Source organism: Rubinisphaera italica, from assembly GCF_007859715.1.
Classification (GTDB): Bacteria; Planctomycetota; Planctomycetia; order Planctomycetales; family Planctomycetaceae; genus Rubinisphaera; species Rubinisphaera italica.
The window spans coordinates 4,973,659-4,999,076 of sequence record NZ_SJPG01000001.1; the positions used below are offsets into that span (position 1 = coordinate 4,973,659).

27 protein-coding genes are annotated in these 25,418 nt (G+C 52.0%); 4 read left to right on the forward strand and 23 right to left on the reverse strand.

Annotation, left to right across the window (positions count from 1 at the left end):
- Positions 1 to 2: 2 nt before the first annotated feature.
- The 20 genes from Pan54_RS18990 to Pan54_RS19085 all read right to left on the reverse strand — a co-directional run bounded on the left by Pan54_RS18990 (position 3) and on the right by Pan54_RS19085 (position 17,524).
- Positions 3 to 1,148: a hypothetical protein gene (locus tag Pan54_RS18990; RefSeq protein ID WP_146504983.1), complete on the reverse strand. Its 1,146-nt coding sequence runs from the start codon at positions 1,146 to 1,148 to the stop codon at positions 3 to 5.
- Between the two features lie 60 nt (positions 1,149 to 1,208).
- Entirely contained in the window at positions 1,209 to 2,903 is a 1,695-nt protein-coding gene (locus Pan54_RS18995; RefSeq protein WP_146504984.1) for a hypothetical protein, read from the reverse strand.
- Positions 2,904 to 3,051: 148 nt separating this feature from the next.
- A complete protein-coding gene (locus Pan54_RS19000) occupies positions 3,052 to 3,489 on the reverse strand; it encodes a hypothetical protein (protein WP_165441861.1) in 438 nt (145 codons plus the stop codon).
- Positions 3,490 to 3,668: 179 nt separating this feature from the next.
- Positions 3,669 to 4,427: a hypothetical protein gene (locus Pan54_RS19005; RefSeq protein ID WP_146504986.1), complete on the reverse strand. Its 759-nt coding sequence runs from the start codon at positions 4,425 to 4,427 to the stop codon at positions 3,669 to 3,671.
- A 100-nt stretch (positions 4,428 to 4,527) separates the two neighbouring features.
- On the reverse strand, positions 4,528 to 5,040 hold the full coding sequence (locus Pan54_RS19010; protein WP_146504987.1) for a hypothetical protein: 513 nt from the start codon (positions 5,038 to 5,040) through the stop codon (positions 4,528 to 4,530).
- Positions 5,041 to 5,505, reverse strand: a complete 465-nt coding sequence (locus tag Pan54_RS19015) for a hypothetical protein (RefSeq protein WP_146504988.1) — start codon at positions 5,503 to 5,505, stop codon at positions 5,041 to 5,043. It abuts the gene before it with no gap.
- A gap of 18 nt (positions 5,506 to 5,523) precedes the next feature.
- Positions 5,524 to 5,955, reverse strand: coding sequence for a hypothetical protein (locus Pan54_RS19020; protein WP_146504989.1), 432 nt, complete (start codon positions 5,953 to 5,955; stop codon positions 5,524 to 5,526).
- A 195-nt stretch (positions 5,956 to 6,150) separates the two neighbouring features.
- The gene (locus Pan54_RS19025; RefSeq protein WP_146504990.1) at positions 6,151 to 6,510 is read right to left on the reverse strand and encodes a hypothetical protein; all 360 of its coding nucleotides are present in this window, start codon (positions 6,508 to 6,510) and stop codon (positions 6,151 to 6,153) included.
- Positions 6,511 to 6,619: 109 nt separating this feature from the next.
- Positions 6,620 to 6,928 carry a hypothetical protein gene (locus Pan54_RS19030; protein WP_146504991.1) on the reverse strand — a complete coding sequence of 103 codons (309 nt, stop codon included), beginning with the start codon at positions 6,926 to 6,928 and terminating at the stop codon, positions 6,620 to 6,622.
- 601 nt (positions 6,929 to 7,529) lie between these two features.
- A complete protein-coding gene (locus Pan54_RS19035) occupies positions 7,530 to 8,036 on the reverse strand; it encodes a hypothetical protein (protein WP_146504992.1) in 507 nt (168 codons plus the stop codon).
- A gap of 199 nt (positions 8,037 to 8,235) precedes the next feature.
- Positions 8,236 to 9,438, reverse strand: coding sequence for a phage major capsid protein (locus Pan54_RS19040; protein WP_146504993.1), 1,203 nt, complete (start codon positions 9,436 to 9,438; stop codon positions 8,236 to 8,238).
- A gap of 240 nt (positions 9,439 to 9,678) precedes the next feature.
- Positions 9,679 to 10,161, reverse strand: a complete 483-nt coding sequence (locus tag Pan54_RS19045) for a hypothetical protein (protein ID WP_146504994.1) — start codon at positions 10,159 to 10,161, stop codon at positions 9,679 to 9,681.
- 431 nt (positions 10,162 to 10,592) lie between these two features.
- Complete coding sequence (locus tag Pan54_RS19050) at positions 10,593 to 11,510, reverse strand: hypothetical protein (RefSeq protein WP_146504995.1); 918 nt, start codon at positions 11,508 to 11,510, stop codon at positions 10,593 to 10,595.
- A gap of 164 nt (positions 11,511 to 11,674) precedes the next feature.
- Entirely contained in the window at positions 11,675 to 12,742 is a 1,068-nt protein-coding gene (locus Pan54_RS19055) for a phage portal protein (protein ID WP_146504996.1), read from the reverse strand.
- Positions 12,743 to 12,926: 184 nt separating this feature from the next.
- Positions 12,927 to 14,339 carry a terminase large subunit domain-containing protein gene (locus Pan54_RS19060; RefSeq protein ID WP_242631369.1) on the reverse strand — a complete coding sequence of 471 codons (1,413 nt, stop codon included), beginning with the start codon at positions 14,337 to 14,339 and terminating at the stop codon, positions 12,927 to 12,929.
- Positions 14,296 to 14,781: a hypothetical protein gene (locus Pan54_RS19065; protein ID WP_146504997.1), complete on the reverse strand. Its 486-nt coding sequence runs from the start codon at positions 14,779 to 14,781 to the stop codon at positions 14,296 to 14,298. The genes Pan54_RS19060 and Pan54_RS19065 overlap by 44 nt, the downstream gene beginning before the upstream one ends.
- Before the next feature lie 219 nt (positions 14,782 to 15,000).
- A complete protein-coding gene (locus Pan54_RS19070; protein ID WP_146504998.1) occupies positions 15,001 to 15,432 on the reverse strand; it encodes a hypothetical protein in 432 nt (143 codons plus the stop codon).
- Between the two features lie 38 nt (positions 15,433 to 15,470).
- Positions 15,471 to 16,205: an ABC transporter gene (locus tag Pan54_RS19075; RefSeq protein WP_146504999.1), complete on the reverse strand. Its 735-nt coding sequence runs from the start codon at positions 16,203 to 16,205 to the stop codon at positions 15,471 to 15,473.
- 250 nt (positions 16,206 to 16,455) lie between these two features.
- Complete coding sequence (locus Pan54_RS19080; protein ID WP_146505000.1) at positions 16,456 to 17,022, reverse strand: ParB N-terminal domain-containing protein; 567 nt, start codon at positions 17,020 to 17,022, stop codon at positions 16,456 to 16,458.
- A gap of 139 nt (positions 17,023 to 17,161) precedes the next feature.
- Complete coding sequence (locus Pan54_RS19085; RefSeq protein ID WP_146505001.1) at positions 17,162 to 17,524, reverse strand: hypothetical protein; 363 nt, start codon at positions 17,522 to 17,524, stop codon at positions 17,162 to 17,164.
- A 285-nt stretch (positions 17,525 to 17,809) separates the two neighbouring features.
- Between Pan54_RS19085 and Pan54_RS19090 the strand changes: the two genes are divergently transcribed.
- Positions 17,810 to 18,859: a ThiF family adenylyltransferase gene (locus Pan54_RS19090; RefSeq protein ID WP_146505002.1), complete on the forward strand. Its 1,050-nt coding sequence runs from the start codon at positions 17,810 to 17,812 to the stop codon at positions 18,857 to 18,859.
- A 387-nt stretch (positions 18,860 to 19,246) separates the two neighbouring features.
- Here Pan54_RS19090 and Pan54_RS19095 read toward each other — a convergent pair whose 3' ends face one another.
- Complete coding sequence (locus Pan54_RS19095; protein WP_146505003.1) at positions 19,247 to 19,981, reverse strand: (5-formylfuran-3-yl)methyl phosphate synthase; 735 nt, start codon at positions 19,979 to 19,981, stop codon at positions 19,247 to 19,249.
- A 278-nt stretch (positions 19,982 to 20,259) separates the two neighbouring features.
- Here Pan54_RS19095 and typA point away from each other — a divergent pair, with 278 nt between their 5' ends.
- The 3 genes from typA to Pan54_RS19110 all read left to right on the forward strand — a co-directional run bounded on the left by typA (position 20,260) and on the right by Pan54_RS19110 (position 23,442).
- Positions 20,260 to 22,077, forward strand: coding sequence for a translational GTPase TypA (typA, locus tag Pan54_RS19100; RefSeq protein ID WP_146505004.1), 1,818 nt, complete (start codon positions 20,260 to 20,262; stop codon positions 22,075 to 22,077).
- Positions 22,078 to 22,127: 50 nt separating this feature from the next.
- A complete protein-coding gene (locus Pan54_RS19105; RefSeq protein ID WP_146505005.1) occupies positions 22,128 to 22,622 on the forward strand; it encodes a hypothetical protein in 495 nt (164 codons plus the stop codon).
- A gap of 145 nt (positions 22,623 to 22,767) precedes the next feature.
- Complete coding sequence (locus tag Pan54_RS19110; RefSeq protein ID WP_165441862.1) at positions 22,768 to 23,442, forward strand: 3-keto-disaccharide hydrolase; 675 nt, start codon at positions 22,768 to 22,770, stop codon at positions 23,440 to 23,442.
- Positions 23,443 to 23,571: 129 nt separating this feature from the next.
- On the opposite strand, the gene Pan54_RS19115 is transcribed toward Pan54_RS19110, so the two are convergent.
- Positions 23,572 to 24,687, reverse strand: coding sequence for an autotransporter outer membrane beta-barrel domain-containing protein (locus Pan54_RS19115; protein WP_165441863.1), 1,116 nt, complete (start codon positions 24,685 to 24,687; stop codon positions 23,572 to 23,574).
- A complete protein-coding gene (locus Pan54_RS19120; RefSeq protein ID WP_146505008.1) occupies positions 24,644 to 25,057 on the reverse strand; it encodes a hypothetical protein in 414 nt (137 codons plus the stop codon). Before Pan54_RS19120 ends, Pan54_RS19115 begins: the two co-directional genes overlap by 44 nt.
- Positions 25,058 to 25,418 lie beyond the last annotated feature (361 nt).

Below are 25,418 nucleotides of genomic sequence, written 5' to 3' on the forward strand. Positions count from 1 at the left end.
CATCATCCCTCTTCATGAATCTCGATTTTCGCAGCTTGCAACGCGCATAGTTTCTCACGATATCGTCGATCATTGTCATGATCACGAATTTCAAGATCTGCCTCATCCTGAATCTGTCCCTCTTCTTGTTCTCTCTTCTTCTCACATCGAGCTCGATGACAATCTCTCCTCTCTTCTGGCCAGTGAAGCGGTTGAAAGTCACGCATTTTCCAGTCCAGCCTGGGCAGTCGCGGACCAGTGATCGAATACAATCCTGCCGTCACTTCTTCGGAGGGATTTCCCACCCGCTCACAAACTTCAGCAAAGACTTCTTCAACATTCTGATACGGAAAATAATCATTCAATCGGCTCCCCGGCGTGACCGAGACCAACTGCAATCCTGCTCGCGACATTGACAATCGCGACAATCGCAAATACTGGGACACACGGAAATAATGAGCATCCGTCGCCACCGCAGCCGCCAGCGATTTCTCCTGATCGAAGTGATAGACCTGGGCTGACTCCAACTGCGCTAGCTCTTTACAGCTGATTCCCTGTTTTTCACAGGTTGAGACAAATTCACTCAGCGAAACATTTTCCCCAAAGGAGACTCCCCTCTTCGTCGCATAGCTACACATTTCTGCAGAGACCTTGATGTGCATTTCACATCCGGCCAGATAAATCCGCCGGAATCCCAGTTGATACAAAATGTCGATGGACTGCACAAAACTATCATTCCAATCAACAATTCTGTTGTGAGCCCAATCCAGAAAGTCATCAAAGCCCCGCTCTCGCTCGCCTTCAAAGAAATACAGATTAGGACACTCACAAACTTTGTACGTTGACTCCGGCACAAGATCCGAACTCCGTCGAAAATTGACAAACTTCGTGATTCCCGCATCCAGATACACAGATCGCAAGAACCGCGACGTCGGATCATAAGCGGTCCAGAACGTCGGTCTCAGCATTCCACTCCCTGCTAAATTCACCGCCATCACCGGCACCGGCGTCCGCTCAATCACATCTGCCAACTCCTGCGTCAATGAAGGGCCACCGCCAACTAACCAGCACGCACTACCGTGTGGAGCAGCAAAGTTCCCCTTCAGATTTGCATCCTTCCGCTGACGATCCGTCGTCCCTCGAAAAAATGTCCCCTCAATTCCCTGCATCATTTTATCCTTACAACTTTGTCGGTCAGACACTGCTCGGCGAATAAGACTAAACATTCATTACCAGGACTCAAAGCTGGCAAACGTGGATTCATCACTCTCGTCAGAAATCAGAGTCGAACCTCCTCCACCGGAATTCCAATTGCCAGAAGAATCCCATTGATTCGAACTCGTCGCCCCGCCACTCAAATCCGTAACTCCGACAGACGTATTCCCGGAGCTGACAATTTCAATCGAACTCTCACCCGATTCTCCAACTGAGGAACCCCCACTTCCAGAACTACCTATCTCAGAACTATTAAGCTCAGAACTTTCGCCATTTGAACTCGTCACGTCCATTCCGCTACTGGATTCCGCAGTACTTGAGGAATACGAAGTATGAGACGATGTTTGCGAATCCATCGAATCCTCACTGCTGCCCAGAGAGTGGTCGGACGCAGCAGAGGTCTCAGAAAATCCATTGTCAGAACTCTCACCAGCCGAACTCGATCCTGGATTTGTGCTCCCACCTCCACTCCCACTGACCGATGTCAACGACGGCTCCGAATTCGTCAAATCCGTATCGCCATTTCCCGAATTCTTCTCTGGCAACTCCCACCGTTCATCGTGCGGCGGCTCCGGCCACAACTCCCGCGGATCTCCAGGCCCCAATGCAATCTGAAACTGAGGAGCATGATCAAACAGCACTCGAATACGCTCCGCTGGACATTCTTCCAAGTCAGACAGATTCCGATCCTTCAACCTCACACATCCCTCCCAAGGCAACGGCAAAACCGATTGAGGTTTTGTCTGCAATGAAAACCGTGTCACTGGCTGCGAATAGATCCGAAAGAACTCGGAGACAAACGAGCGTGAATCCTCAGCCGTCCGAATCCAGGGGACCCACACTCGAATCCGTCGTTCCCCATGCTGATCGATACTCGTCGGCTGCCGATAATTCCCCCGCCACCGATACGACCGCCGCGCCAGCTGCGACGAATAATTTCGAAAATCGTAGACATAATCGCCCGTCAGCATCACCCGATTAAACAATAACTCCCGCGACCGCGAAGCCTGTAACTTCGTTAAATCGCGATGCTCCCGATATTCCGCCAGTACATCGTCCCGCCGTTGCCGAAAAAAGAACCGCCGCTCCGCATCCACTCCCCATGTCGCATTCCGCGCCCGCAACGCCAGGTCCTTAATCACACTACGCACCGATTCCTCACCCCGAAACTTCATCGTCGTCACATCATTCGCCAACGGCCCCGTCTCCACCAGATCCGGATCATAAATAATGTTCGTCTTTCCAACGACGTATTGCTCGATCATTTTGCGAATCAACTCGGCCGAATTCACCACATAATCCTGAGACTCCTGATCGTAATCGGGATCCTGACCAAACTGATCCGTCCGCCCATACCGATGCGGCTTCACACCCTCCGACTTCGCAGTGAACGAGCCCGGAAAAACTTCATTCAACTGAATCGCTGGCCCCTCCAAACGAATTCGCAACCCAGCTGGTGATTCACTTTCAACATCTTCCACACGTCCCAGATACCACCGCTCACCTGTCGAATACTCAAACGCAATCCAATGCCCCGGCTCAATCGCATCCCGATTTGAAAACCCTTCATTCAACCGCAGTTCACCCGCACCGCAACCCCCCAGTCGATCCAACTCAAACCAGCAACGCTTCACCGCCCCCTGAGACAACACCCCCAGAAAATCCTCCGGATCATATCCATAATGCAAAATCAGCCTCTGATAACCCATCGTTTTTCTTTCTACTCGCCACAAATGTAGGGGGCCGCTGTGCGGACCTGGAGGTGATCGCTGTGTGCCACTGCTGGCTTGCCCAGTAGTGTTTTATTCGGCGTCAAAGATAGATTCAGCCTGACCTGCAATAATTGCACACCGTGTTTCAGCTCGTCTGCATCACCGGATCATCCGCATGCAAAATCAACGAATACTCATACAATTCCGGCCTCGACAACTCATACCGAAATCGCGAAACCGAACACTGTCGAAAGTACCGATACTCCTCCGCTTCATCATCCCGATACAGAAAAAACTCTAGCAACTCCTCATCCGACGTATCCAATGCCGTCCGCAGCGTTTCCAGAGCTTCCAGCATCTCCACTTCCGAAAGCACCGGCTCCCCATCAATACTTCCCACTTCTCCCTGAATCGTGATATCGACTCCATTCCGCGAAATCCCCACCGTCCCATCACCATCTTCGAGCAGCACTTTGTACCGCTCATAATCCCAGGCATCCTGCACCTGAAACTTACTGATCGGCCCCGGCAACCCAAAAAACTCTCCCCCCTTCCGCACAGAGGGCTTAAACACCATTCCCATTACTCTTCCTTCTTCAAACGTCCTCGTGCCACGGCTCTGTGAGCCGTGCAATCATATTGCCCAGTGGCTAGTGTCGAGTGGCCAGTGTGGTTGAGTGTTGAAAGTACGAGAATTATCGAAGTTTCGATTTCCACTTCGAAGCCCTCTGAAAACCTTCTCCCTACTCTAACCACTCACCTCTACCCCCTCCGGTTCCTCAACCGATGCCCCTCCAACTGCAAATCACTCAACAGCCCACTCACATCGGCCATCTCATTCACATGCACGGAAATCTCACCGTATTGATGAATCGTCTGCGAACCACTCGGCTGCTCTGAGGGGTTTCGATTCGAATTCCGCTCCACTCCCCGATTCACATCCTCCAGTGGAGCCAAGCCCAATTGCGATACGACCGCCTTCTGCACGACAAATTCACCCGCTGTCAGCATCGCCGGAATCCGATCAATTCCACTGCGTCCTGTCACCAGTCCCCCACCTGCAAACTGACGCGACCCTGATGTCCGACCACCACCGCCACCTGAATATCCTCCACTCGGATTACCTCCTCCAGGATTCGGCACATTCGGAATCCCACCGCCAACACGACCACCCCCGCCACTTCCCGACAGAGATGCTAACTGAGCCGCCACTCGGGCTATCGCCGCACTCAACTGATTCAAAGCCGCCAACGCCGGCGAGACATTGATCGAAACCGACATCCCACTCAGCTGCCGCACTTGGTTCACCACCTGCTGCAATCGCGAAGAAACCTGTGACAGTGGACTCAACATCCGACGCGCATCTGCTCCCAGTCGACTGAACGCACTCCCCGAACTTCCCAACCGATCCAGCAACTGATTTAACGACTCCAGCCGCTCAATCACCTCATCCAGTTCCGACTGAAAACCAGAACTATCCCCCATAATCTGAATACTCAAAGACTCAGAAAACCCAGCCATTACTTTTCTCCAAACAATCGCGTCTTCATAGAGATTAGAGGTGAGTGATGAGAGGTTAGAGTGATCTAAAAGATCACCGAAGCCTCTTCAACCCTCAACCTCAAACCAACCTCTCCACCGTCGGTGCCACCGCAAACGATCGTCCCGTTAACGAAATCACATTAAACTCATCCCCTTCCGACAAGCTCAACGTCTCTCGATACACCTTCTCGAACGTAATCGTCTCCCCCGCCACACCCGCCGGATCGACAACCTTAAACACAAGCGTCAACGTTTCCTGCTCACCATCAGCAGAGGTACTCACGACCTCTGTCCCAGAAGCAAGTGTCAGAAACTCATACAACTGAAGGGGATCCCCACTACTCGCGCTCTTACCGATTAGTTGCGTCCATTTCGCAGAGAACGACAACGTCACAGAGACGTCATCGCCTCGTCGCAAATGTCCTCCCGAGATTTTTCCCCGATCCTTCACCTCAATCGTATTCAGACGCTCCGTCCAGGTCAGATCGCCCTCATCGAGCACCACTGTCAACGACAACGGCGTCGGCGAGGTCCCATCGACCAGCATCAACTCCGCATCCCGCAAATTCCTCACCAGATTTGAAACCGCCATCTATTCCCCTTCTCCAGTTAACTGAGCCAACCCGCGGCTGCTCACCAGCATGTGCGTCAAATCCCCACCGAGCACCCGCTGTTCAATCCGCGACAAATCCCGCACTTCCGTTTCCCCCATTCGAGCCGCACCAATGACTGGCAACCCCGACAACGTCCCATCCCGCACCGTCCAGACCGATCTCGATAACACTTCCCGCACCGCATCAACTAGCAAGTGCACCTTCTTTAAGTCCGTATCCCGTCGCACAAAACAATGCACATCGACAAAAAAACGCACCATCTGCAAACCGACCTGCGACCGCTGTACTTCGCGAATCACTGGCGTCTGCAATTCCACCCAGCTATTCCAGTCCGACGCATCCACCTGCATCCCCGGAAAGATCGTTGGACACCCACCCGCAAACTGATCATCCCAAAACGCCGAAAAACTCTGCACCAGATTCCTGCAACCCAACTGCACCATCGGAAACCTTCCTTTGAATTATTCTTCGAAAGCGGCCCGAGCAATCTCTTCACCCACAATGTCTGCACCCTGGCTACGATTCTCATCCAGACTTCTTCGGACACTTCCCGTCCCACTCCGCCCGCGACTGCCATACTCCACAAACGGCTCATACTCCACAAAATTAATCGCCTCAACCTCCGTCTGCTCAGCCTCCTCAATCACTGAGGCCTCCCCTTCCCCGCCCGCATCCCCCGCTCCATCTCCCGTCGTCAACCCGAGAGAACTCAAAGCTGCACCCCATCCCGCCCGAGATCGTCCCGTCTCCACCGGATGCTCACTAATCACATCCCTCAACACCTGTTGACCGACTTGGACCAAGCCCCGCCGCCGACCTTCACGAATCCGCCCCCGCCCAGCCTCCAACCTCGCCAGCAACGACTCCAAGTCTGATTCCACTGAAACACTCATACTACCCTCCGTAGGGTGCGTCTTGACGCACCAACTTTAACTGAGTCCAGGCGAGCCGAGTCAGTCATGGCTCGGGTATTCCCACGATCCCTGTGCGTTCACCGCGTGTGCCACTGCTGGCTTGCCCAGCAGTGTTTCTTTTAACCTGGGTGGCTGGGGTCGAAGCACAATGAATCCCCCAGAACTCTGTAAATTTCACCGTCGACGAACCGTCAACTGAACCACCCCCAACACCTGCTCAAACCGGAAATCCACAATTGCATACTCCTCCCCCTCCATTAGCACGCGATCCGTCAAAGAGGGACAATCCTCTGGTAGTTCATCAGTTCGAATCACCAACTCCATCAAGCCCGAACGGGACTGACCATCCGCAACATCCAACCGCTGCTCATCCACATGCCCTGGCATCGCTAGCAATTCCACATCCGTCAACTCTTCCTCAACCACCAGCGACGCCGCATCAACACTCGACTCCACAACGCGATACACAACCGCTTTCCCAAAATCAGAAAACACCAGACTCAAATCACTATTAACAATCGCATTCAACATCATTCGTCTCCCGATGGTAGGGTCCGCTGTGCGGATTAATTTATTTAAGGGTGGCTGGGGTCGCAGCGAAGCGAAGCCCCCAGAAGATCCACTCTTCACTCACCCCCATGCCCTAACCCATTCCGGTGCGCGAGCAATCCCCCTGAGAAACCTCCCACCCAGGCTCTACCAACTCCTGCCGTTTCAACTTCTCCTGCACCAACTCTTCATATTGCTTCCGAGCCAGCATCAACGCCTTCAAATTCGCCCCCCGATCCACACTCGCTTTCGGATCCGTCCCCACCGCATACTTCAAAGCCGACAATTTCCCCTCTCGAACCAGATTCAAGATATCCAGATCAATCTGCTCAAGAATCCCATAAATCGCCTCAACACTCAGCTCAACTCCCGCGACCCCCGAAAGATCTTCCAAATCACTCATCTCTACCCCCGTAGGGTCCGCTGTGCGGACCATTGATTACTATCTCACCTGTATGAAATGGACTTAAAAGTTTAAGAAGTCATATGACCTATTAAATAAACTGAATTGATTTCTGAAGGCCATAAAACAACTTCATTAATCAACCTCCAGACGGTCTTTGAATTTTTGAACCACAGAGGCACAGAGGACACAGAGAACTTTTACTATCAAATGCAAATGCAGTTTTCGGATCAATTTGCCATTTTTATTCAACCTCGTAAAAACTCTCTGTGTCTCTGTGTCTCTGTGGTTTACTCTTATTCAATATTCTTTGACTGCTTGACTCGCTTCGAACCGCTCTGTCAATCGCTCAATTTCATTAGACTTGTGCCACTGCTGGCTTGCCTAGCAATGTTCTTCAATGCCCCGAACCCCGATTACCGAACCCCGAAACCCGCCAATTCCTCCTGCTCCCGCAACCGCTCATAAGCCAAAAGCTCCATCTGCTCCCCGTACCGCAACGCCCAGAACTGCTCCGCCGAAAGCGACATCCGCTCACACACTCGCAGCACACAATAAGTCAAGCTGCGAGGCGTGTTGAGATCCGCCTTCGACTCCCCATTCAGAAAAAAACAGCACGGCTCTCCTGGACATGATCTCCCGCCAGATGACTCAATTCCGCCACCCGATCACAAAACCAGATCACATCCCCCGACGACCAGCCCGCCTGCTCCAGCTCTTCATGAAACGCGTCCGCAAACGAAACCCAGGACTCCCGCGAACTCGGCACCAGCGTCTCAAACTCATACCGTGTATCACCCCGCAAACATTCCCAAACCACCAGCACCGCAACCCGCTGATGATATTTCTCCAACTCCAGCAGATACTCTGCAGCCGACTCATCCCGCTGCAAAACCGCCAGTCCATCCCCATCCCGCAAAACCCGTCCCTGAGAATCCCGACTCACCTTCGTCGGAGCCGTCGGCTGCAAAATCCCCCGCTCCCGCAACGAACGCTGAAAACTCAACGGGAGTGGACGAATCTCCATTTCCCATACCGTCCCATCAGGCCGCGACAAACTCACCCCCCGACAAAACTCCCCCACCACCCTCTTCCCACAAAACTTCATCCACATCTCCTTTTGAATGCCCAGTATCCAGTGGCCAGAGGCCCGTGTATTGAAAGCCGAAAGGGGAAAGCGGAAAGCCGAGAGCTTCGGAACCGCTGTAACAATATCACCTCTTTCGGCTTTCCGCTTTCCACCTTCCGCTTTAAAAAAGCCCTGTGGCCTATCCCCTCTCTAACCACTAATCTCTAATCCCTAACCTCTAACTCGCCACTCCATTCACCTTCGTGACATAAGCCGTATCCACAGCCGAAATTCCCCCGAAGTACCGCGCCTTCACTCGCAGCACAACATCCCGCTCGAAAGCCGCTTCACTTTCCGAACGTTGCAGGAACGTCTGCACCGGCCAAATTTCCGTCCACACAAACTGACGCTTGAAATCACCCAGGTACCAGTCCCGATTCGCCGTCCCGCTCTGCTCATCAATGAACGGCGAACTCAGCACATTCAGCATCCCGCCGAACGGATTCGCGATCGTCATCTCGCCATCGCTGCTCACCAGAGTCACTTCCGTAGCATTGACGATGCTGCGAGCCGTCCCCCGCAACGCCTCCGGCACCAGCACATACTTGGCCGGAGCAATCACCGGGCGCGAAGTCCCATCCATCCGATCATCCCGCACTTCTGTCGCCCGATAATGCAGCACCTCTTCAACATCCGTCCAGTCCACCAATGGCACAGCCGCATCAAAATCAGTCGAGGTCGTATTCCCTTCCCCCACCCAGTTACGATGCGAACCATCCGTCGCATACAACGCACTCCCGCTCCCATTCGGACGATACACATAATTGCCCGATCCGGACTCCGCATCTGTCACGCCACGCACAATCGTTCGCTCACGTTCCTGTCGCAGATAATGCCCCAATGCCATCGCCCGCCGATTGATCTCTCCCGTCTGATCAAACGCAATCAACTCCTCATTGATCGACAGAATCCGCCCCTGCTTCGCCTCCGCAGTCGTCACATATTTCTCTTCGAAGCTCGACTCCTCATACGGATGCCCCTCCGCCACTTCCGTCGGCCCAGCCAAAGCTCGAAAACCAGCCAGCTTCTGATTCCGCAACGAACTCGGCACCACTGTCACCAGCTCATCACCAATAAACCCATCACTATTCTCATACCCCTCCAGAACCTTGCGGCCGATCAACTCCCCCGACATTACCTGAAACAGATGCGTACTCACTCCAGGATTCGACTCCCGCAACAACGCCAGCGAAGCTGTTTCCCCACGCATCGACTCCTGCACACTCCGCAAACGCGGCAGTACATCACACGCATCCGCCAACTCGTAATAACTAAAGTCATCAACCGACAACTCCTTCTCATTCAACAAATCACAAGCCTTCCGATAGAACTTCTCAGCCCCCAGAGACTCCACCAACTCCCGCACATTTTGCCCACGCATATTGAGACATCCTATTAACTAACAAAGCGAAAATCGCGATCTACACTCTTTAGTAGATCAACATTCCATAAATCAGATTAGAGGTGAGAGTACAGAAAGCCCAGTGCCGAGTGCCCAGGGAAATCACATCCCAAACTGCCCCACCCCCTCATCACTAGCCCTTAGCCACTAGCCATTCCAGCAACCGACCCCCGAAACCCAATCACTATTAACTATTAACTATTAACTATTAACTATTAACTACCCCACAGTCGCATTCACATTCGCCGAAGCCGCATGAAACGCCGAGGCAAAACTCACCCGCAGCAACCCACTGTTACTCGCCTTGAACTCCATCGCACGGGCAATCCCCAATCCAGCCGAACCGACACTCTCCAATTGCTGACTTTGCAAAGTCGACGATCCTTCATCTGGCCCCAGCACATCCCCCAGTTCATACGTCCCCGTCTGCACATCGAATTCGTAAACCGAAAATGGACTCACATCGACTGAAATTGCCTCCGTCTCGCCTGCTGCCGAAGGCTGATGAGCCACTCCCAGAAACACTTCCGCAAACGCCGCTTGCGTCGTCGCTAGGTCTGTATCCCAGGCGAAACTACTCCCCGGCTTCGCATCATCTCCATCCAGATAAACCAGATCGCCGACCGAAATCACCGAACCCGAATCCACCCGTACCTTCACCAACTGCACCTGCCCCGACCGAAACCGCAACTGATTCCCCATCTCCAAACACCCTTTCTAAAAACCCAATCCGTAGTGCTCTTTCGAGCTTTCAATGTCAACCTCAAATCGCTATTCCGCAGGCAGTTTGCCTGCTCCAAAACTCTGAACGTACACGAAATTTGGCAATAGCTGGACCCGTAGATCAGGCTGTGCCTGACACGAAAAATCCTAAACGTAACTCAATAGCCCAGTGGCTAGTGCCCAGAGGCCAGTAGAGGTTAGAGATTAGAGGGGAGAGGTGAGAGTGTTCATAGCCACCCACAATCAACCTTCCACCATCCTCGGGTGGCCCAGATAGCTCCGCTATCTGGGTGGACGAAGTCCACAAGAAGCCCACAGTTTGACGATAAAAATCAATCAACTTCTGCCCGCAATAACTACTCCCCCATCCTCCGCTTTCCGCTTTCCGCTTTCCGTCTTCCGCTGTCTACCTACCCTCGAATCGCCCTTAAAAACAACTCCCGCTCACTCAACCCAACTCCCCCACCACGTGACCAACTCGTCGGCGTACTCCGCTCCATTAACATCTTCAACTGACTCCGCAACTCCTGCACTGTCTCTTCAACCGACTCTTCTCCATCATCATCACCATCCATACCAATCCGCGACCACCAGTTACCCGTCTGCAACTCCTCTTCCGTTACTTCCAGGACAACTTCCGAAACCGCAAACTCTCCCGACTCCTCTTCCCACCATTCCCGAATTTCAAACGGATCAGCCTCGGCTCTCACCGCCACATAACCATCCCACACCGCCACCCGCTGCAGCGTTTCATCCACCCCAGCCAACACCTCATCAATACCTTCGATAACAGCCTCATAAGATCCCGATACCAAAATCATCTCTCCTGCTTGATGCTGTTCACGAAATGTGCTCGTCGTCGCCGGGAAGACCACTGCATCGACACTGATCACATCTTCAATCCGCTCGACAATCGTCTTCTCCCGATTCCGGCTCGCCAACACAACATGACTCATCCCCACACTGGCCGTCCCCGCTTCCGCCAGTGCCAGAAACGTCCGCCCGGAATCCGTATCGAGCACATGGATATCTCCCCGCACGCGATCTCCTTCAAAGCGGACATTCCTCACCGAACCAACCAGGTCCCGCGCACTCCGCTCATAAGGCTTACTCGAATTGATCGCATGATCCAGAAAAACCGGCTTCCCCTCATACAACGGCACCGCACCCCGCAAAGCTACCTCTGCATAGCGATACCCATTCCGAGACTCCGGCCCAGCCAGCACCACATTCTCGACACGCAGCAAACTCTCATCCACATGCGTTCCACTCACTCGCCAATCCGCCAGCCGTTCCACAATCCGCTCACGCCGATTCCAAAAACCCATTTCGTTATTCCTCTCTCGATTAATGCCCAGCCAAACCGTAGGTTAGAGATTAGTGATGAGAGGTTAGAGTGATTATCGAGGAAGTCGTTTCCCCAGCTTTCGTTCAAAATTCCACTCTAACCACTCACCTCTAATCCCTAACCTCCCCCGCCTCTCGTGCAATCTCATCTCCCACCTGATGCGGATCCAACTTCTCCCGACGCTGCACTTCCGCCCGGCTCAAAATTCCCGCCTCCACCAGTCGCACATAGAAGCATCATCCGACCCAACGGCACCGCATCCCCATAATTCGTATTCGGCTGCAAATACTGCATCTCGGTACCAGCCGAGGTCGTCAATATTGTTCCTGGACGTACCCGCTCCTGACGAACACCTCCGCCAACCTCAACCGAAGTTCCCAACCTCGCACTCTCCGCGAGCGAATTCGCCTGAGCTGCCCCTCCCTGAACTTTCCTCCACAGCACAATCGAAGCCTGTAGTTTCCGAGCCAGCAGTTCCGTCTCCTGCCACTCCTGAAATTTCTCCAACGGCTTCAAAATCGAGACAAAGAAGCTCACTCCCCGCTTCTCGTTCGTATCCACCCCATACCGGGTATGCAGCACCACATCTGCGGGAATCACTTGAACAACATCGCCATGATCGCGATGTAATAAGATGTAACCTTCCACTTCTTCCACATCATTCTGATTTGTCACAATCCCCTGAGATTCCGGATCGTCAATCGAAGGACCAATTCGCTCCGCATCAATAAACCGCACCGTCGGCGGCCAGGACTGATCGGCAAACAACCGCAGAAAACACTCTCCATCCCGCCAGACTCGTCGAGCATATTCCCGATACGAAAAATGATTCCGATTCTCATCCAGAAATGTCTGCCACAATTCCGCCAGCTGATCCAACTCGGGAGCATCACTCGCGAGACGGGCTCCTCTCTTCGGTGAAACCGTCAATCGCAATCCATCCCCCACCACATACGCTTCCAACAGACGCAAGACATTCCGGGCATGAGGATTCCCCCGCACCAACTCACGAACCTGCTGCCGCAAATCCTGACGCGACTGTTCCGTCATGCGAGTTTTCCCCGACCCCACCGGCATCCATCCCCCAAGTTCCTCAGAAACCGCTCGCGGACCAACTCCCTCCACCAGCTGACTCAATCGCTCCTGCACCTGACGCTCATACCGCGCCCGCAACCGAGCCGTCATCATTTTATCTCGAACATATCCCAGCATCACCACTCCTCGTTTATGACCTCTGTTTACCCTAACCAAGTCCGGTGCGCATTTATTTGGGATTCAGAATCCGTCAATGGCCAGTGGCTAGTGCCCAGTGATGAGGGAGCTTCGGACCCGTCAAAATACTCTAACCTCTAACCCCTAATCTCTAACCCACACTAGCCATTCGACACTAGCCACGCTAAACCAATCCCCCTTCACTCACTTCCATCCAGTCCGCCACACAACCCGTCTCGGAGGCTTTTAATGCCGCTGCCCCCAATGCAAACACACGATCGTCATGATGCACACCATCAGACAAATGATCGATCCGGCAACGTCCACTCGCATTCTGTCGTAACATCACGCTGGCCAGTTCCGTCTCCAGATCGTTCCGCTCAGCCACATCATTTAACTGACCACATCCCGCATACCAGCGGATTCCCTGCCGTAGTATCAATTGACGCAAATTGATCGCCAGTGCGTGATTGCCCTTCCCCGCTCCAAAGGCAAATCGCTCAATTTCCACCCGAGATTCAAATTTCTGAATCGTCGAGAGCAGCTGATATTCATCCACCACAAAACAGACATTTCCGAAAGCCGTCGAAATCTTGTCAATCCACTCCTCAACCCAAGCCACCTGCACCGGCTGATCCGGCCTGGGCTGAATCACATCCATCCGATCAACCACCAACTGCTCACCCTCCCAGTGCAGCAGTACACCAACTGTAAAATCATGTTTCTCTGCAAAGTCGATTGCCGCGAAGTATCTCACGCCCCGTCGTCCCTGCTCCTGGCTCTTCAAACTCTCATCCCGACACGCCTCGGCTTCTTGCAGTGAAATAAAACTCCCATCACTCAATTGCCAGCGATTATTCCAGAGTCGATCAAACACCGCCCCCGGCAACATCTCCCGTTGCTCCTCCAGCCAGTTCTGAGAAATCCATTTCGCCTGACAACCATCCAGTGACGAAAAAAACCACCGTGAACTCTTCTGAGCCGCCTCACGCACTTCCCATTGCCAGCCACGTCCCACACCGGCATTCGTCAACACGACCAGCATGCAATTCGGTTTCTTGGCCGCCGAGGAAATCAGCGAATACCACAGATCCGGCTTCTCCCAATGCGAAAGCTCATCACAGATCACAAAATCAGGGAGTAGTCCCCAACTGCTCTGTGCATCCGAAGAAAGAATCGTCAATCGACTCGATGTCCTGGAATTGATCACCGCATGCTGGCGAAACACCAGATCGCGACATAACCCCGCATTCTGCTCGACCAGTTTCTGCATTGCCGTATGAATCAATCCCGCCTGATCCCGATCTGCCGCAGCCGCCACGCCTTCCAGACGAATGTCACTATTCTGCAGAATCCAAACCAACTGCAACGCCATATCAGTCGTTTTTGAATGCCCACGCGGCCGCTCCAGATAAGCCCGCAGATATCCATGGGATGCTTTCCGTCCCGCCAATCGCAACCAGCCCGCATCCAAAGCTTCCAGGTCTTGTTGCTGCCAATCCTCCATCACATTGACGAACCGTTTCCCTTCCAGTCCCTCAACTTGGATCGCCTCACGAAATCGACTCGGATGCCGACTCGCCGCCCGGCGTGTCATCGCCTCCTTCAAGCTCAACTGGTATTTCAATCTTTTCCAACCGCGCATGCGCGAGTAATTCTTCATCACTCATCAAATCCCAACTCGACACCGATAATCCCTCGACGACCGTACTGCTCCACTCAGGTGGAGGTCGATGCTTCAACCATTGTGTCATAGCCGTCACACTCCCCTTCATTGCTTCCTGGTACAATCGAGCCGCCACATTCTGACTCAGTGCGTCGTACACCGCATCGACTTCCATCCGAAAATCATCATCCTCGGCGACCGCTTCGACAATCGTAAATAAATCCAGCTGCAACTGCTGACAGGCCACCGCCGGACTCGCCCCCCGCAGCAGCAATTCCAGATAGGCCCGCCGATCCTCCACACTCAATTCCGTCACCGAAATCAACTCCACCTCCCGCTCCGACTGGCGTCCCCGCCGCGCCCCACGAAACATCGCAACACCTCAAATCTCTTATCTTGTGCCACGGCTCTGTGAGCCGTGCTGTAGTGATTCCACGCGTAATCCACACGGCTCACAGAGCCGTGGCACAGGTAGTTCTCTCTCGTCTAGCACATTCTCCACGCCCATCACTTCGTTCTGAGCGTGCCACCCACTGAAATAACACTCTAACCTCTAACCCCTAATCTCTAACCCACACTATTCCCTAGCCACTCAACACTGGCCTCTATTATCAAACACAAAATACTCCGGCTCCGCATACTCACTCTTACGATGCGACTCCGCCGACAATTTCACCGACTGATTCGTCCCTGGCTTCGTTCCATAAATTCCCGCATGCTTTTTTGACGAACTGTTCTTATGAACCTCCATGCTGCCGACTCGCTGAAATCCTGCTCGTTCAAAAAACGGATTCACCTTCCCCATCTCCGCCACCGCTTCAATCCAGGGCCATTGGCAACTCTCGCAACTGAGCCGCACAAACCGACTCGCCAGCCCCGCTCCCCGATACTTAGGCACAATTACCACCCGCGACAACGTCACCAGTTGACGATTCAAAGCCCGGCAACTCAACTTGCTGCGACGACCAGACAACCCAAAGAATTTTCGCCGCAAGCCCAGAGAGAGCGCTGGCGTACAGAACACACAAATCCCAATCGGCTCCTCTTTGTGCCACAACAGCGTCACATACTGGACGAAGCCGACGTCGTGCGATCGATAATGCCACCCAGCAAAATACGGCCAGTCGACTCGGGACGCTTCACTGACCCAGATCTCCCCGCCAAAACTGATCCCTTTTTTTTTACATTCTCATCCCGACAAACTACATCCGGTTCATCACCCAGTCGGCAAACCACATGCACATCCGGATTCATATCCGACACAATATCGTCATGCGTCGTCGCGACCAGAAAACCGATTCCCGTCCGATCACAAATCTTCCGCACATTGAACGCAATCACCTTTGCTAATGTGCGATCCAGTGTCGCCGTAAATTCATCCGCCACAATCCAGGCAGGTTGCTGAGAAATCGCCAACGCAATCCGATATCGATACCGCTGGCCGTCACTCAACTCAGCCGGCGTCCGCAACATCAAATGCGCCTCTCCCAATCCACACGAAGCCAGCAAAGCCATCCCCTCCGTCACCTTGATTCCCAGTCCATCAATCAAACTGACCGGCTGAAGTTCCAGAGCATTCACATCAACCACGCCCTCAATCTGCCGACAAACCGCCCGCATCATGCTCGACTTACCCGAACCGGAATCCCCCGTAAAGCAGAGAATCGATCCCTGCTCAACAGGCAATTCCAATCCCTCAGCGACAACATGCCGTCCCTGCTCAAAATCAATCCCAAACAAATCCATCACCTGCGACGTCCGCACCGTGCGTTGTTTGGGGAGAAATTCGTAATTCACAGAAAGTATCATTGGAGTGTCCAGTGTTAAGTGACCAGAGGCCAGTGTAGGTTAGAGATTAGAGATTAGTGATTAGAGGTGAGAGTGCTTATGACATGATCGAAGCCCACTCATCACTGGCCACTAGCCATTTTTCTTTGTTCAGGGTGGCTGGGTTCGCAGCGAAGCCCTCAGAGCTGCAAAAGCGGACAGTGGAAAGCCGAAAGCGGAGGTATTGTCCCAGCGTCTTCTAACTCCCCGCTTTCCGCTTTCATCCACCTCCCGGCATCCGCACATGCAGTTCCACATCGAACTCTTTGAGCAAATCATCAAGCCCAGACCGAAACCCGTCCCACTCGTCCTCAGCGACTTTGCAGGTGACAACAATCTGTTCGCCCTCTTCTGCGATTTCTTCGCCCGACCAGGATGGTTTCAACATCAGTTCATTCAACTCTTCGGGACTGAAGCCAGTTAAGGTTTCATCAATCTCCGGCAACTCAATCAACTCGGTCACCAGATCCTGCAACTTTTCGACATCCCACCGACCACCCACCCGTTCGTTATTGAGGGCAATATTAAGTGCTTTCTCCCGCTCCAGAGGCAGATCGACCACAACCACCTGCACCTCTTGAACCCCCTCGGCTTTCAACACCCCCAGCCGTTGATGCCCACCCACGACATGCCCGGTCCGCTCATTCCACACCAGAGGCTGCACCAACTCAAACTCAGCCAGCGACCGTTTCAGCCGCTCATACTCATCCATCCCCGGCTTCAACTCCACCCGCGGGTTGTAATCAGCAGGCTTGAGTTGATTGACATTCTTCGTTTCAATTCGCATTCATCGCTCCATTTGTAAATCGGGTTTCGACATTCAGAAAGATCAGTGCCCAGAGCCCAGTGATGAGAAAATTGGAGGCCGTGAATACAACACTCTCACCTCTAATCTCTAACCACTCATCTCATGTCGCTACTCAACACTAGCCTCTTTCCCGATTCGGATTCGAAAACCCTCGCTCCGAACAACCCCGTTCCGAACAACCATGCTCCGACCACTCCTCCTCATCTCCCATCCCCAACCACTCGGGAGACTGCTCGAACGTCTCACGCAATTCCCGTTTCACCTTCGTCAGAATCCTCGAAACATGCCCACGATGATGACCAAACACAGCCCCAATCGTTTCCAGAGGCCAGCCCGCATTCTCACGCAGAGCCAAGATCGCCAGCGACTTCCAGCGACCTGGATGATCTCCCGCATAATGTTCATGCAGCATCTTCCAGAAATCCTCCCGCCCCATCCGCGGCAAAAACACCCGCTCCCCCCGCTCACTGATCACTGACATACGTTTCCTCTCGGTATAAAATGTTTGATGGTTCACCCCACCCGATTTTGTTGCGCTGGAATGTCGAGTGGCGAGTTCCCAGTGACCAGTGACCAGATGACAATGAAACCCACAATGTAATCTCAAACGCCGATCTTGTTTCTCAACCCTCAACATTCAACACTCAACCACACTGGCCTCTAGCCACTCAACACTGGCCACTCCACCCACTGGACATTCTCGCTCTACTAACCCACACTGTCGCTACGATTCCCCACATTCTTTACACATGCTCTGTTTGAATTCATGACCACTCATTTCACTGGAAATTTCGACCGCTATCGCAAGCAAACTCTCTTCTCCGGCATTGGTGAAGCAGGTCAAAAACAGCTGCAGAATGCACGCGTCGCCATCGTCGGTTGCGGAGCTCTCGGCTCTGTCATTGCCGAAACTCTCGCACGAGCAGGTGTCGGATATTTACGAATTATCGACCGGGATTTTGTCGATCTCTCCAACCTGCAGCGACAGCACCTGTTTGATGAAGACGATGTCCACGCTCATCTGCCCAAAGCCGTCGCCGCTCAAAAGAAGCTGCAGCGAATCAATTCCGACATTACCATCGAATCCCACGTTGAAGACCTGCACGCCTCCAACATCGAACAGTTGCTCACCTCTTGCACGCTCATCATGGATGGCACCGATAACTTCGAAACGCGATTCCTGATCAACGATTACGCTCTCGAATCGAACACACCCTGGATTTCCGGCGGCGTCATCGCCGCCCGCGGACAAGTCTTCACCGTCATCCCTCACCGCACAGCCTGCCTGAGATGTATTCTCGAAGAAGATCCGCCGCAAACCGAAACCTGCGACACAGCCGGCGTCATCGGCCCAGCCGTCAATGTGATCGCCTCACTCCAGGCAACGCGGGCGCTGCAGTGGATCGCCTCTGCTGGTCAGCTCATCGATCAACGCATGACTATCATCGATCTCTGGGAAGGATCTTTTCAGCAGATCGACCTCTCCAGTTTATCCGACAACGAAAGTTGCCCGGCCTGCAACCAACAAGAACGACTCTGGCTCCGCGGCGAGCGAACCAGTCAATCCACAATCCTCTGTGGTAGAAATGCCGTACAAATCTCCCCCAGCCCCGGCAAATCGATTGACCTCAAGCAACAGCAACTCCTCTGGAACACCATCGGCACCACAACATTAAATCCCTTTCTGCTCTGGTTCCAACCGACCGACCAACCGGAAATCGAACTCCATCTCTTCCAGGATCGCCGCGCCATCATCAAAGGCACCGAAGACCTCAACACCGCCAAAACACTCTACTCCCGATACCTCGGCTCATAAGAAAACAGACAGTCGTATCCTGTCTACCCTCATAAATCATTTGAAACGTGCTACTGCTGGCTTGCCCAGCAGTGTTTCATTGCGTGCTAAGCATTGTCTTACAGCCAGAAGTGCAGTGATGCTTTTGCGGTCTTGTGATCTTTGGTTTCTCCCTCAAGCGAAGAGTGTGCTAAAGCAAGATGTTCTTATATCCCTTGGCGTATTAGCAGTAATTTTCTTCAATTGCTCGTGATGATATTGCCCGGGAGGATATTTCAATACAACTCGAATCATGCTTGCCCTGCTTCGCGATGCAAACATGGCACTCATTTTTGAGGAAGCATTTCCTGGAAAGCCATGCCCATCGCTTTGTTCAGGGACGTGCCACCCAATCGATAAATTTATTCGTTAACGGAGGTATCTCTTGAGGTCCCGAACAAGCTCGGCATCAATTTCATGCGTTCTGATACCTGACACACAGGCCGCTGAGCGGAAGCCGAAGTAATTGGGTTTGATTCCGGAGTTCATCAATTTCGTCACCTCATCCAGTTGCAGGGAGCCTGCAAGGGCGGAGGTGAGATTTGCCTGTTGGCAGTGGTTGCAAAATTGCAGGAGTTGAGTTTCGGTGGCGTATTTCGTTAAGCAGCCTGCTGTTTTATTTTGAGTGTCAATCAGTAGTCCGGTGCAACTGATGGCACGGAGTTCGTGAAAGAGTTGCAACTGGTCATTTGGTGATTGACTCAGGATCAATTGTCCGAGTGGGGTGTCCGCATAGATAACGGCGATGAATTGATTGGTCAGGATTTGATGGTGTTGAAAGCGATGGATCAAGGCTTTAAGTGATCGAATCCAGCCCGCGATATCCTCGAAGTCGCCGGGGCCAACTTTGAGGATATTTGCTTGACTCAAAATGGGGTCTGGCCGTCGATCGGCTGACCAGTCGTGTAATTCTCCCAAGGCGACGCTTTTCAGAATGTCGGAATGCTCAGGAGGGATTTGGCCGAAAATCTGAGTGATCACATCAGCGGATGCCATTCCGAGGGGGCCGTTTTCGGGTTCTTTGATATCCAGAACGTAGCAACCTCCTGCTATCGCAGCAGTTGCTTCGATGGAAGAACGAACACTGATCAGCAGCTGAGGCATCGGAATGTATTGATTCGAAGGGAATCATTCCTAGAAAGATTGTAAAAAAAGTCAAGACTGACGGTGATGTTTCCTGGAAAAGCCGTATAATCCCCGCATCGCGTGAAAAGGAGTTGACGTCGATACGATAAAACATCGCTTGCCAGTGAGACCGGAAAAAGAATGCTCCTCCGGTTCCTGCCACTCGACTTCCCGAGGGAAGCCCGGCCCACCGTCAAACATTCCGCGGAAAAACCGTAAACCGTATCCGAAGAACCGTAACAAGAGTCGATATCAGTATGCAACGTTCAGACATCCGCAACATCGCCATTATCGCCCACGTCGATCATGGAAAAACCACCCTGGTCGACAGTCTGCTCAAGCAGTCCGGTCAATTCCGGGATTCCCAACTGCAGGAAGCCTGTATTCTCGATTCCAACGATCTGGAACGCGAACGAGGCATCACGATTCTTGCCAAAAACATCGCCCTGAATTACGAAGGGGTGAAGATCAACATCATCGACACGCCTGGTCACGCGGACTTCGGTGGCGAAGTCGAACGCGTGCTCAGTATGGCTGACGGTGCTCTCGTACTGGTCGATGCCTTTGAAGGGCCCCGTCCGCAAACACGCTTTGTGCTTTCAAAAGCACTCGAGCAGAATCTGAAACCACTCGTGGTCATCAATAAAATTGACCGCCCGGATTGTCGCCCCGATGAAGTCCTTTCCCAGGTTTTCGACTTGCTGGTCGAACTGGGAGCGAGCGACGAAGTTCTTGACTTCCCCTATGTCTACGCGAGTGGACGCAGCGGCTTTGCGACACATGACCCTAAAGATCACACCGGCGACATCCGCCCGTTGCTCGACATGATTATCGAACATGTACCGGCTCCGACCGTCGCCATGGATGATCCTTTCCAGATGATGGTGACGACATTGCAGTGGTCGAAGTATGTCGGACGAATTGCCACGGGACGAATTCTGGCCGGCAAAGTGAATACCGGCGAAAAAGTCGTACTGATGCGAGCAGACGGTTCTCGTGTGAATTCCACCGTGGAACAGGTCGAAGTCTTTAACAATCTGGGTCGTGCGGCTGTGCCTCAGGCGAGCGCTGGCGATCTGGTCGCTCTGGTCGGATTGCCCGATCCAGACATTGGAGACACGATTGCTCATCCTTCGATCACCGAGGCATTGCCACGAATCAAAGTGGATGAACCAACAATTTCAATGAGTTTCACAATTAACAGTTCGCCATTTGCCGGAAAGTCTGGCAAGTTCGTAACGAGCCGTCACTTGCGTGATCGACTGATGCGGGAGTTGCAGTCGAACGTTGCATTGCGAGTCGAAGAGACAGATGTGAAGGAATGTTTCCGCGTTTCGGGACGAGGCTTACTGCACTTGTCGATTCTGATTGAAGAAATGCGACGCGAAGGCTACGAGCTCTCAGTCGGTAAGCCTGAAGTGATTAGCAAAGAGATCGATGGCGTGATGCACGAGCCCTTCGAGATTCTTTCGATTGATGTTCCGACAGATTTGGTCGGTGGAGCGATGGAATTGATCACTCCCCGCCGGGGTCAGCTCCAGGATATGACGTCGAGTGAAACCGGACAGTCGCACCTCCAGTTCCTGATCCCGGCTCGGGGTTTGATTGGTTTGCGAACACGACTGATGAATGCCACTCGCGGCGAAGCGGTGATCAATCATCGATTCGATTCTTACAAACCGAGCGAAGGCGAATTGCCGGGCCGAGCCAATGGCGTACTGATCTCTCAGCTGCCTGGGAAATCATCGGCCTACGCGTTGTGGAAACTTCAAGATCGAGCCGAGATGTTCGTCAATCCGGGCACGGATATTTACGAAGGCATGATTGTCGGCGAGAACTCTCGCGATAACGACATGGTCGTGAATCCTGTCCGAGAAAAGAAACTGACCAACGTGCGAGCTTCCGGTTCAGACGACGCCATTCTGCTCAAGCCGCCACGCGATATGTCCCTGGAAATCGCACTCGAGTACATCGAACGCGATGAGTATGTCGAAGTGACCCCGGCTGCCATTCGACTGCGAAAAATCGGCCTGACCGAAAACGAACGCAAACGCCGCCCGATGCTTGTTGGGTAAGTTAAAAGAAAAGTAGGACAGGCATCCTGCCTGTCTGAATTGAATTTGAGATGCCACACTCGATTGAGTTGTGGCATTTTTTTTGTGATAAAATTGTAACTATTGAATTTTTCATCTCAACAAAAGAAGAGAAGATTTCAATGAGCCAAATCTTTGTCGATACATCCTCAACACCTTTTGAACCCTCTGGTTTCGTGAAGATACTCAATGAACATTTTGGATTCAGTGTTACTTTTGTAGAAAACTACTTCGAGGAACGAGCGAAAAGTCTTGAACAAGCGATTTTAGAACTTGAAAAAACGAATCATCCAATAAGAAGTCCTGAAACACAACGAAAAGTTCAGGAGAGGAATGAACGTACGCACGGACCAGGATTCAATTTGAAAATGGAATTAGATTCCTTTGAATTAAATTGGTTGATTTGGAGAACGAGCGTTAGAGTAAATTTTCCTAAGAATATTAATTTTACAGTCTTCAACAGGATTGCATTGTTTATCTATAAATTTGATCCAAAACTGAATATCCTTTTTTATCCAGATAAATGATTAATTCATTGGAGCTTTGGACATTGGTTTGGTTACGAGTCCCGTTAATCCAATTCCAAGAGTTTTCTTTATTGCATAGATATTCTCGTGTATGCTTAGAAGAATAACTGACTCACAAACACTCAAGCCTGCATCGGAACTCCTCATGTCCACCTGGAAATATTCAGTCTCATCCGCGATCTGTTTGACTCTCTTACTTGCAGGATTCTCAACAACATGCCCTGCCGAAGAAAAGCTAGGCGAGAAAAAAGAATCCGAATGGATACCGCTATTCGATGGCAAAACACTCAACGGCTGGAAGAAAACCAACTTCGGTGGGCCTGGGGAAGTGAGCGTTGAAGAGGGGGCAATGGTCATCGAGATGTCTGCTCCACTTAATGGGGTGACGATGACTGAGGAAGCGTTTAAGAAGTTGCCGAAGGGGAATTATGAAATCAAACTGCAGGCTCAACGGGCGTTGGGAGGAGATTTCTTTGTCGGTTTGACTGTCCCTGTGAAAGATGCCCACTGCTCACTGATCATGGGGGGCTGGGGTGGCGGAGTGATCGGCATTTCCAGTCTGAATGGGTACGATGCCTCCGAAAATGAAACGACGACCTATGCCACTTTTGAAAAGGGCAAATGGTACGATATCCGCATGAAGGTGACCGATAAGAAAATTATCGTCTGGCTGGACGATGAAGAGGTGATCAATGTCGATATTGAAGACTCGAAAATCTCGACGCGCATCGAAGTCGATCTCTCTGCTCCACTGGGCTTGGCGACGTTTGAAACGACAGCCAAAATTCGGAACTTTATGATGCGTCCGCTGAGTGAGTAATCTCTGTAAGAATTTATGCGAAATGACGCTCCGCGAGTAATAAGCGGAGCGTCATTCCCTATGTAATCCAATGACAGTCGATCAGGTCCGTTGTATTAACTTATGCGATGACCGAATGATAATCCTGGTTTACCAGTTCACAGCCACACCACCATCTGCGGTGTGGAAGGTGCTGTTTTCTCCAATATACAGATCATAGTTACCGTAGAGAGAAACACGATCAAATCGATCGTAGCTGAATCCGGTTCCGAACACTCCCCAGGAACGTCCGAAACTAACACCCCGAGCGGTAAATGCCGGAGCTGCGCCGACGGAAGCCGTCGCCGATGTACTATCGTCAAGTGTCTCGTACATATATTGTCCACTTGCGTTGAGTTTCACATCGCCGCCTGCAAAGCAAATCGGGTCCGTAGAGACGTCAAGCCCAGCGATAGCTCGCAGGGAGTTCGTATCATTGCCAGCAACACTGGCGGCTCCCCCGGTTCCTGTTTCCGTATAGGCATCCTGATGCAACCAGATCTGTTGCAGGGCCACTTTGGGAAGAACCTGATATCCACAGTAATTGAGAATCTGTCCACGTTCGGCATAAATTCCCTGCTGAATTCCGTCAAAACTTCCATGAGCAGTTCCAGCACCAACAGGTCGTGAAGTCCGATAGCTGTCGTGATAAAAATTCGCAGCAACCATCCAGGTACTGCCACTACAGTCTTGGTTGTAGATAAAGCCACCAATCGTTCCGCTATCGACATCGGCTCGTGAGTTGTCGGTGAAATCGGCCTGTTGGAAACTGGTGCCGCCGAAGAATCCCATCAAAGTGTCGGCGTCTGCTCGTTTGAACAAACCGACCTGTGCACCTCCGGTGCGATAGTCTAACCCAGCTGCTCCGCCAGTGCTGGAAACTTCACCGCCGATTCCGTAACCACTCGCCCATCCATCCCATTCGCTGTTATAGGCACACCAGTCACTGCAGCATCCCGATCCACATTGCCCGCGAACAATCAGTGGATTCGAAAGGTCATCTGCAGAGTCGCTTGCGAGTTGGAAGCCTGATTCAAAATTTGGCATCGTAGCAGAATAGCCAAAGTCGTCGCCAAGCCCATAGGAGCCAGCGATGCCATGTAGACGAGTCGCCAGTTGATTAAAAATTACGGTTCCATTCTGAACGCCAACCTGTGCCAAACTGGAAGGAAGCTGTGCAGCACTATCCGAATTGGGTCGATTCCCCTGGAAGCAAGAGTTGTGCACTGTTCGACTCGTTAAAATCTCCATTCAGTGGAATAATTCCGAGTTGCCCTGAGCCATCGAGTGCAGCGATTGCCGCTCCAGCACCTGTTTGGAAGTTGTAGTTTCCTGTACCTGTTCGCGTCAGGAAAGAAAGACCCTCTAAACCTGTAGCCCCCTGAGACATGAAGAAGGTATCGTTGATCGTCATTAATGACGTCGGACCAGGCGTAAGCAGGTCAAAGTCGAGTTCGACATTGTCGACGGTTAATGAGCCGATTTGATTGAGCTGAGCCATCGCAACAGTATTGCTGCCTAAAATCCCAGAAAGTGCTAAACCAAATCCACAAAGTGGTTTTAAATACTGTTTCAGTCTCCGACGATAGGCCTGCATGTGAAGCTTTCCCTGCTTTTATTTGGAAATAGTTATCTGAGCAAAGATTCCAATATGCAATTGGAATCAAAATTTTAAATGCTTATTTCCAATTTCGACCAGCGGATTACAGTTCGCGATATTGACAAATCATATGGACAAAATACTCCTGTTTTTGTTGGATATTCAACGATATTAATCATTATTAGTGTTTTAACGATTAGGGGGAATAGGTAGCTTTCGGTCAGTTAAATTTAATGCTCCATGGAATCTTCCTCTAGATGGCCTTTACCAGAACGAAGTGATGGAGGTGAAGGTCGGGCAAAATTACGTTCCGTGTGCCAGTTGCTCTGCCAGTGGCGAATTCGAACTGTATGGAACA

What these genes read in the sequence shown, in the direction of transcription:
- Pan54_RS19010 (WP_146504987.1), bottom strand. Translation starts at nt 5,040, where the DNA reads ATGGCGGTTTCAAATCTGGTGAGGAATTTGCGGGATGCGGAGTTGATG.
- Pan54_RS19020 (WP_146504989.1), bottom strand. Translation starts at nt 5,955, where the DNA reads ATGAGTGTTTCAGTGGAATCAGACTTGGAGTCGTTGCTGGCGAGGTTG.
- Pan54_RS18995 (WP_146504984.1), bottom strand. Translation starts at nt 2,903, where the DNA reads ATGGGTTATCAGAGGCTGATTTTGCATTATGGATATGATCCGGAGGAT.
- typA (WP_146505004.1), top strand. Translation starts at nt 20,260, where the DNA reads ATGCAACGTTCAGACATCCGCAACATCGCCATTATCGCCCACGTCGAT.
- Pan54_RS19040 (WP_146504993.1), bottom strand. Translation starts at nt 9,438, where the DNA reads ATGCGTGGGCAAAATGTGCGGGAGTTGGTGGAGTCTCTGGGGGCTGAG.
- Pan54_RS19005 (WP_146504986.1), bottom strand. Translation starts at nt 4,427, where the DNA reads ATGGCTGGGTTTTCTGAGTCTTTGAGTATTCAGATTATGGGGGATAGT.
- Pan54_RS19120 (WP_146505008.1), bottom strand. Translation starts at nt 25,057, where the DNA reads ATGCAGGCCTATCGTCGGAGACTGAAACAGTATTTAAAACCACTTTGT.
- Pan54_RS19025 (WP_146504990.1), bottom strand. Translation starts at nt 6,510, where the DNA reads ATGATGTTGAATGCGATTGTTAATAGTGATTTGAGTCTGGTGTTTTCT.
- Pan54_RS19030 (WP_146504991.1), bottom strand. Translation starts at nt 6,928, where the DNA reads ATGAGTGATTTGGAAGATCTTTCGGGGGTCGCGGGAGTTGAGCTGAGT.
- Pan54_RS19015 (WP_146504988.1), bottom strand. Translation starts at nt 5,505, where the DNA reads ATGGTGCAGTTGGGTTGCAGGAATCTGGTGCAGAGTTTTTCGGCGTTT.
- Pan54_RS19085 (WP_146505001.1), bottom strand. Translation starts at nt 17,524, where the DNA reads ATGTCAGTGATCAGTGAGCGGGGGGAGCGGGTGTTTTTGCCGCGGATG.
- Pan54_RS18990 (WP_146504983.1), bottom strand. Translation starts at nt 1,148, where the DNA reads ATGCAGGGAATTGAGGGGACATTTTTTCGAGGGACGACGGATCGTCAG.
- Pan54_RS19105 (WP_146505005.1), top strand. Translation starts at nt 22,128, where the DNA reads ATGCCACACTCGATTGAGTTGTGGCATTTTTTTTGTGATAAAATTGTA.
- Pan54_RS19000 (WP_165441861.1), bottom strand. Translation starts at nt 3,489, where the DNA reads ATGGGAATGGTGTTTAAGCCCTCTGTGCGGAAGGGGGGAGAGTTTTTT.
- Pan54_RS19060 (WP_242631369.1), bottom strand. Translation starts at nt 14,339, where the DNA reads ATGACACGCCGGGCGGCGAGTCGGCATCCGAGTCGATTTCGTGAGGCG.
- Pan54_RS19055 (WP_146504996.1), bottom strand. Translation starts at nt 12,742, where the DNA reads ATGCTGGGATATGTTCGAGATAAAATGATGACGGCTCGGTTGCGGGCG.
- Pan54_RS19110 (WP_165441862.1), top strand. Translation starts at nt 22,768, where the DNA reads ATGTCCACCTGGAAATATTCAGTCTCATCCGCGATCTGTTTGACTCTC.
- Pan54_RS19045 (WP_146504994.1), bottom strand. Translation starts at nt 10,161, where the DNA reads ATGGGGAATCAGTTGCGGTTTCGGTCGGGGCAGGTGCAGTTGGTGAAG.
- Pan54_RS19035 (WP_146504992.1), bottom strand. Translation starts at nt 8,036, where the DNA reads ATGAAGTTTTGTGGGAAGAGGGTGGTGGGGGAGTTTTGTCGGGGGGTG.
- Pan54_RS19080 (WP_146505000.1), bottom strand. Translation starts at nt 17,022, where the DNA reads ATGCGAATTGAAACGAAGAATGTCAATCAACTCAAGCCTGCTGATTAC.
- Pan54_RS19090 (WP_146505002.1), top strand. Translation starts at nt 17,810, where the DNA reads ATGACCACTCATTTCACTGGAAATTTCGACCGCTATCGCAAGCAAACT.
- Pan54_RS19050 (WP_146504995.1), bottom strand. Translation starts at nt 11,510, where the DNA reads ATGGGTTTTTGGAATCGGCGTGAGCGGATTGTGGAACGGCTGGCGGAT.
- Pan54_RS19095 (WP_146505003.1), bottom strand. Translation starts at nt 19,981, where the DNA reads ATGCCTCAGCTGCTGATCAGTGTTCGTTCTTCCATCGAAGCAACTGCT.
- Pan54_RS19065 (WP_146504997.1), bottom strand. Translation starts at nt 14,781, where the DNA reads ATGTTTCGTGGGGCGCGGCGGGGACGCCAGTCGGAGCGGGAGGTGGAG.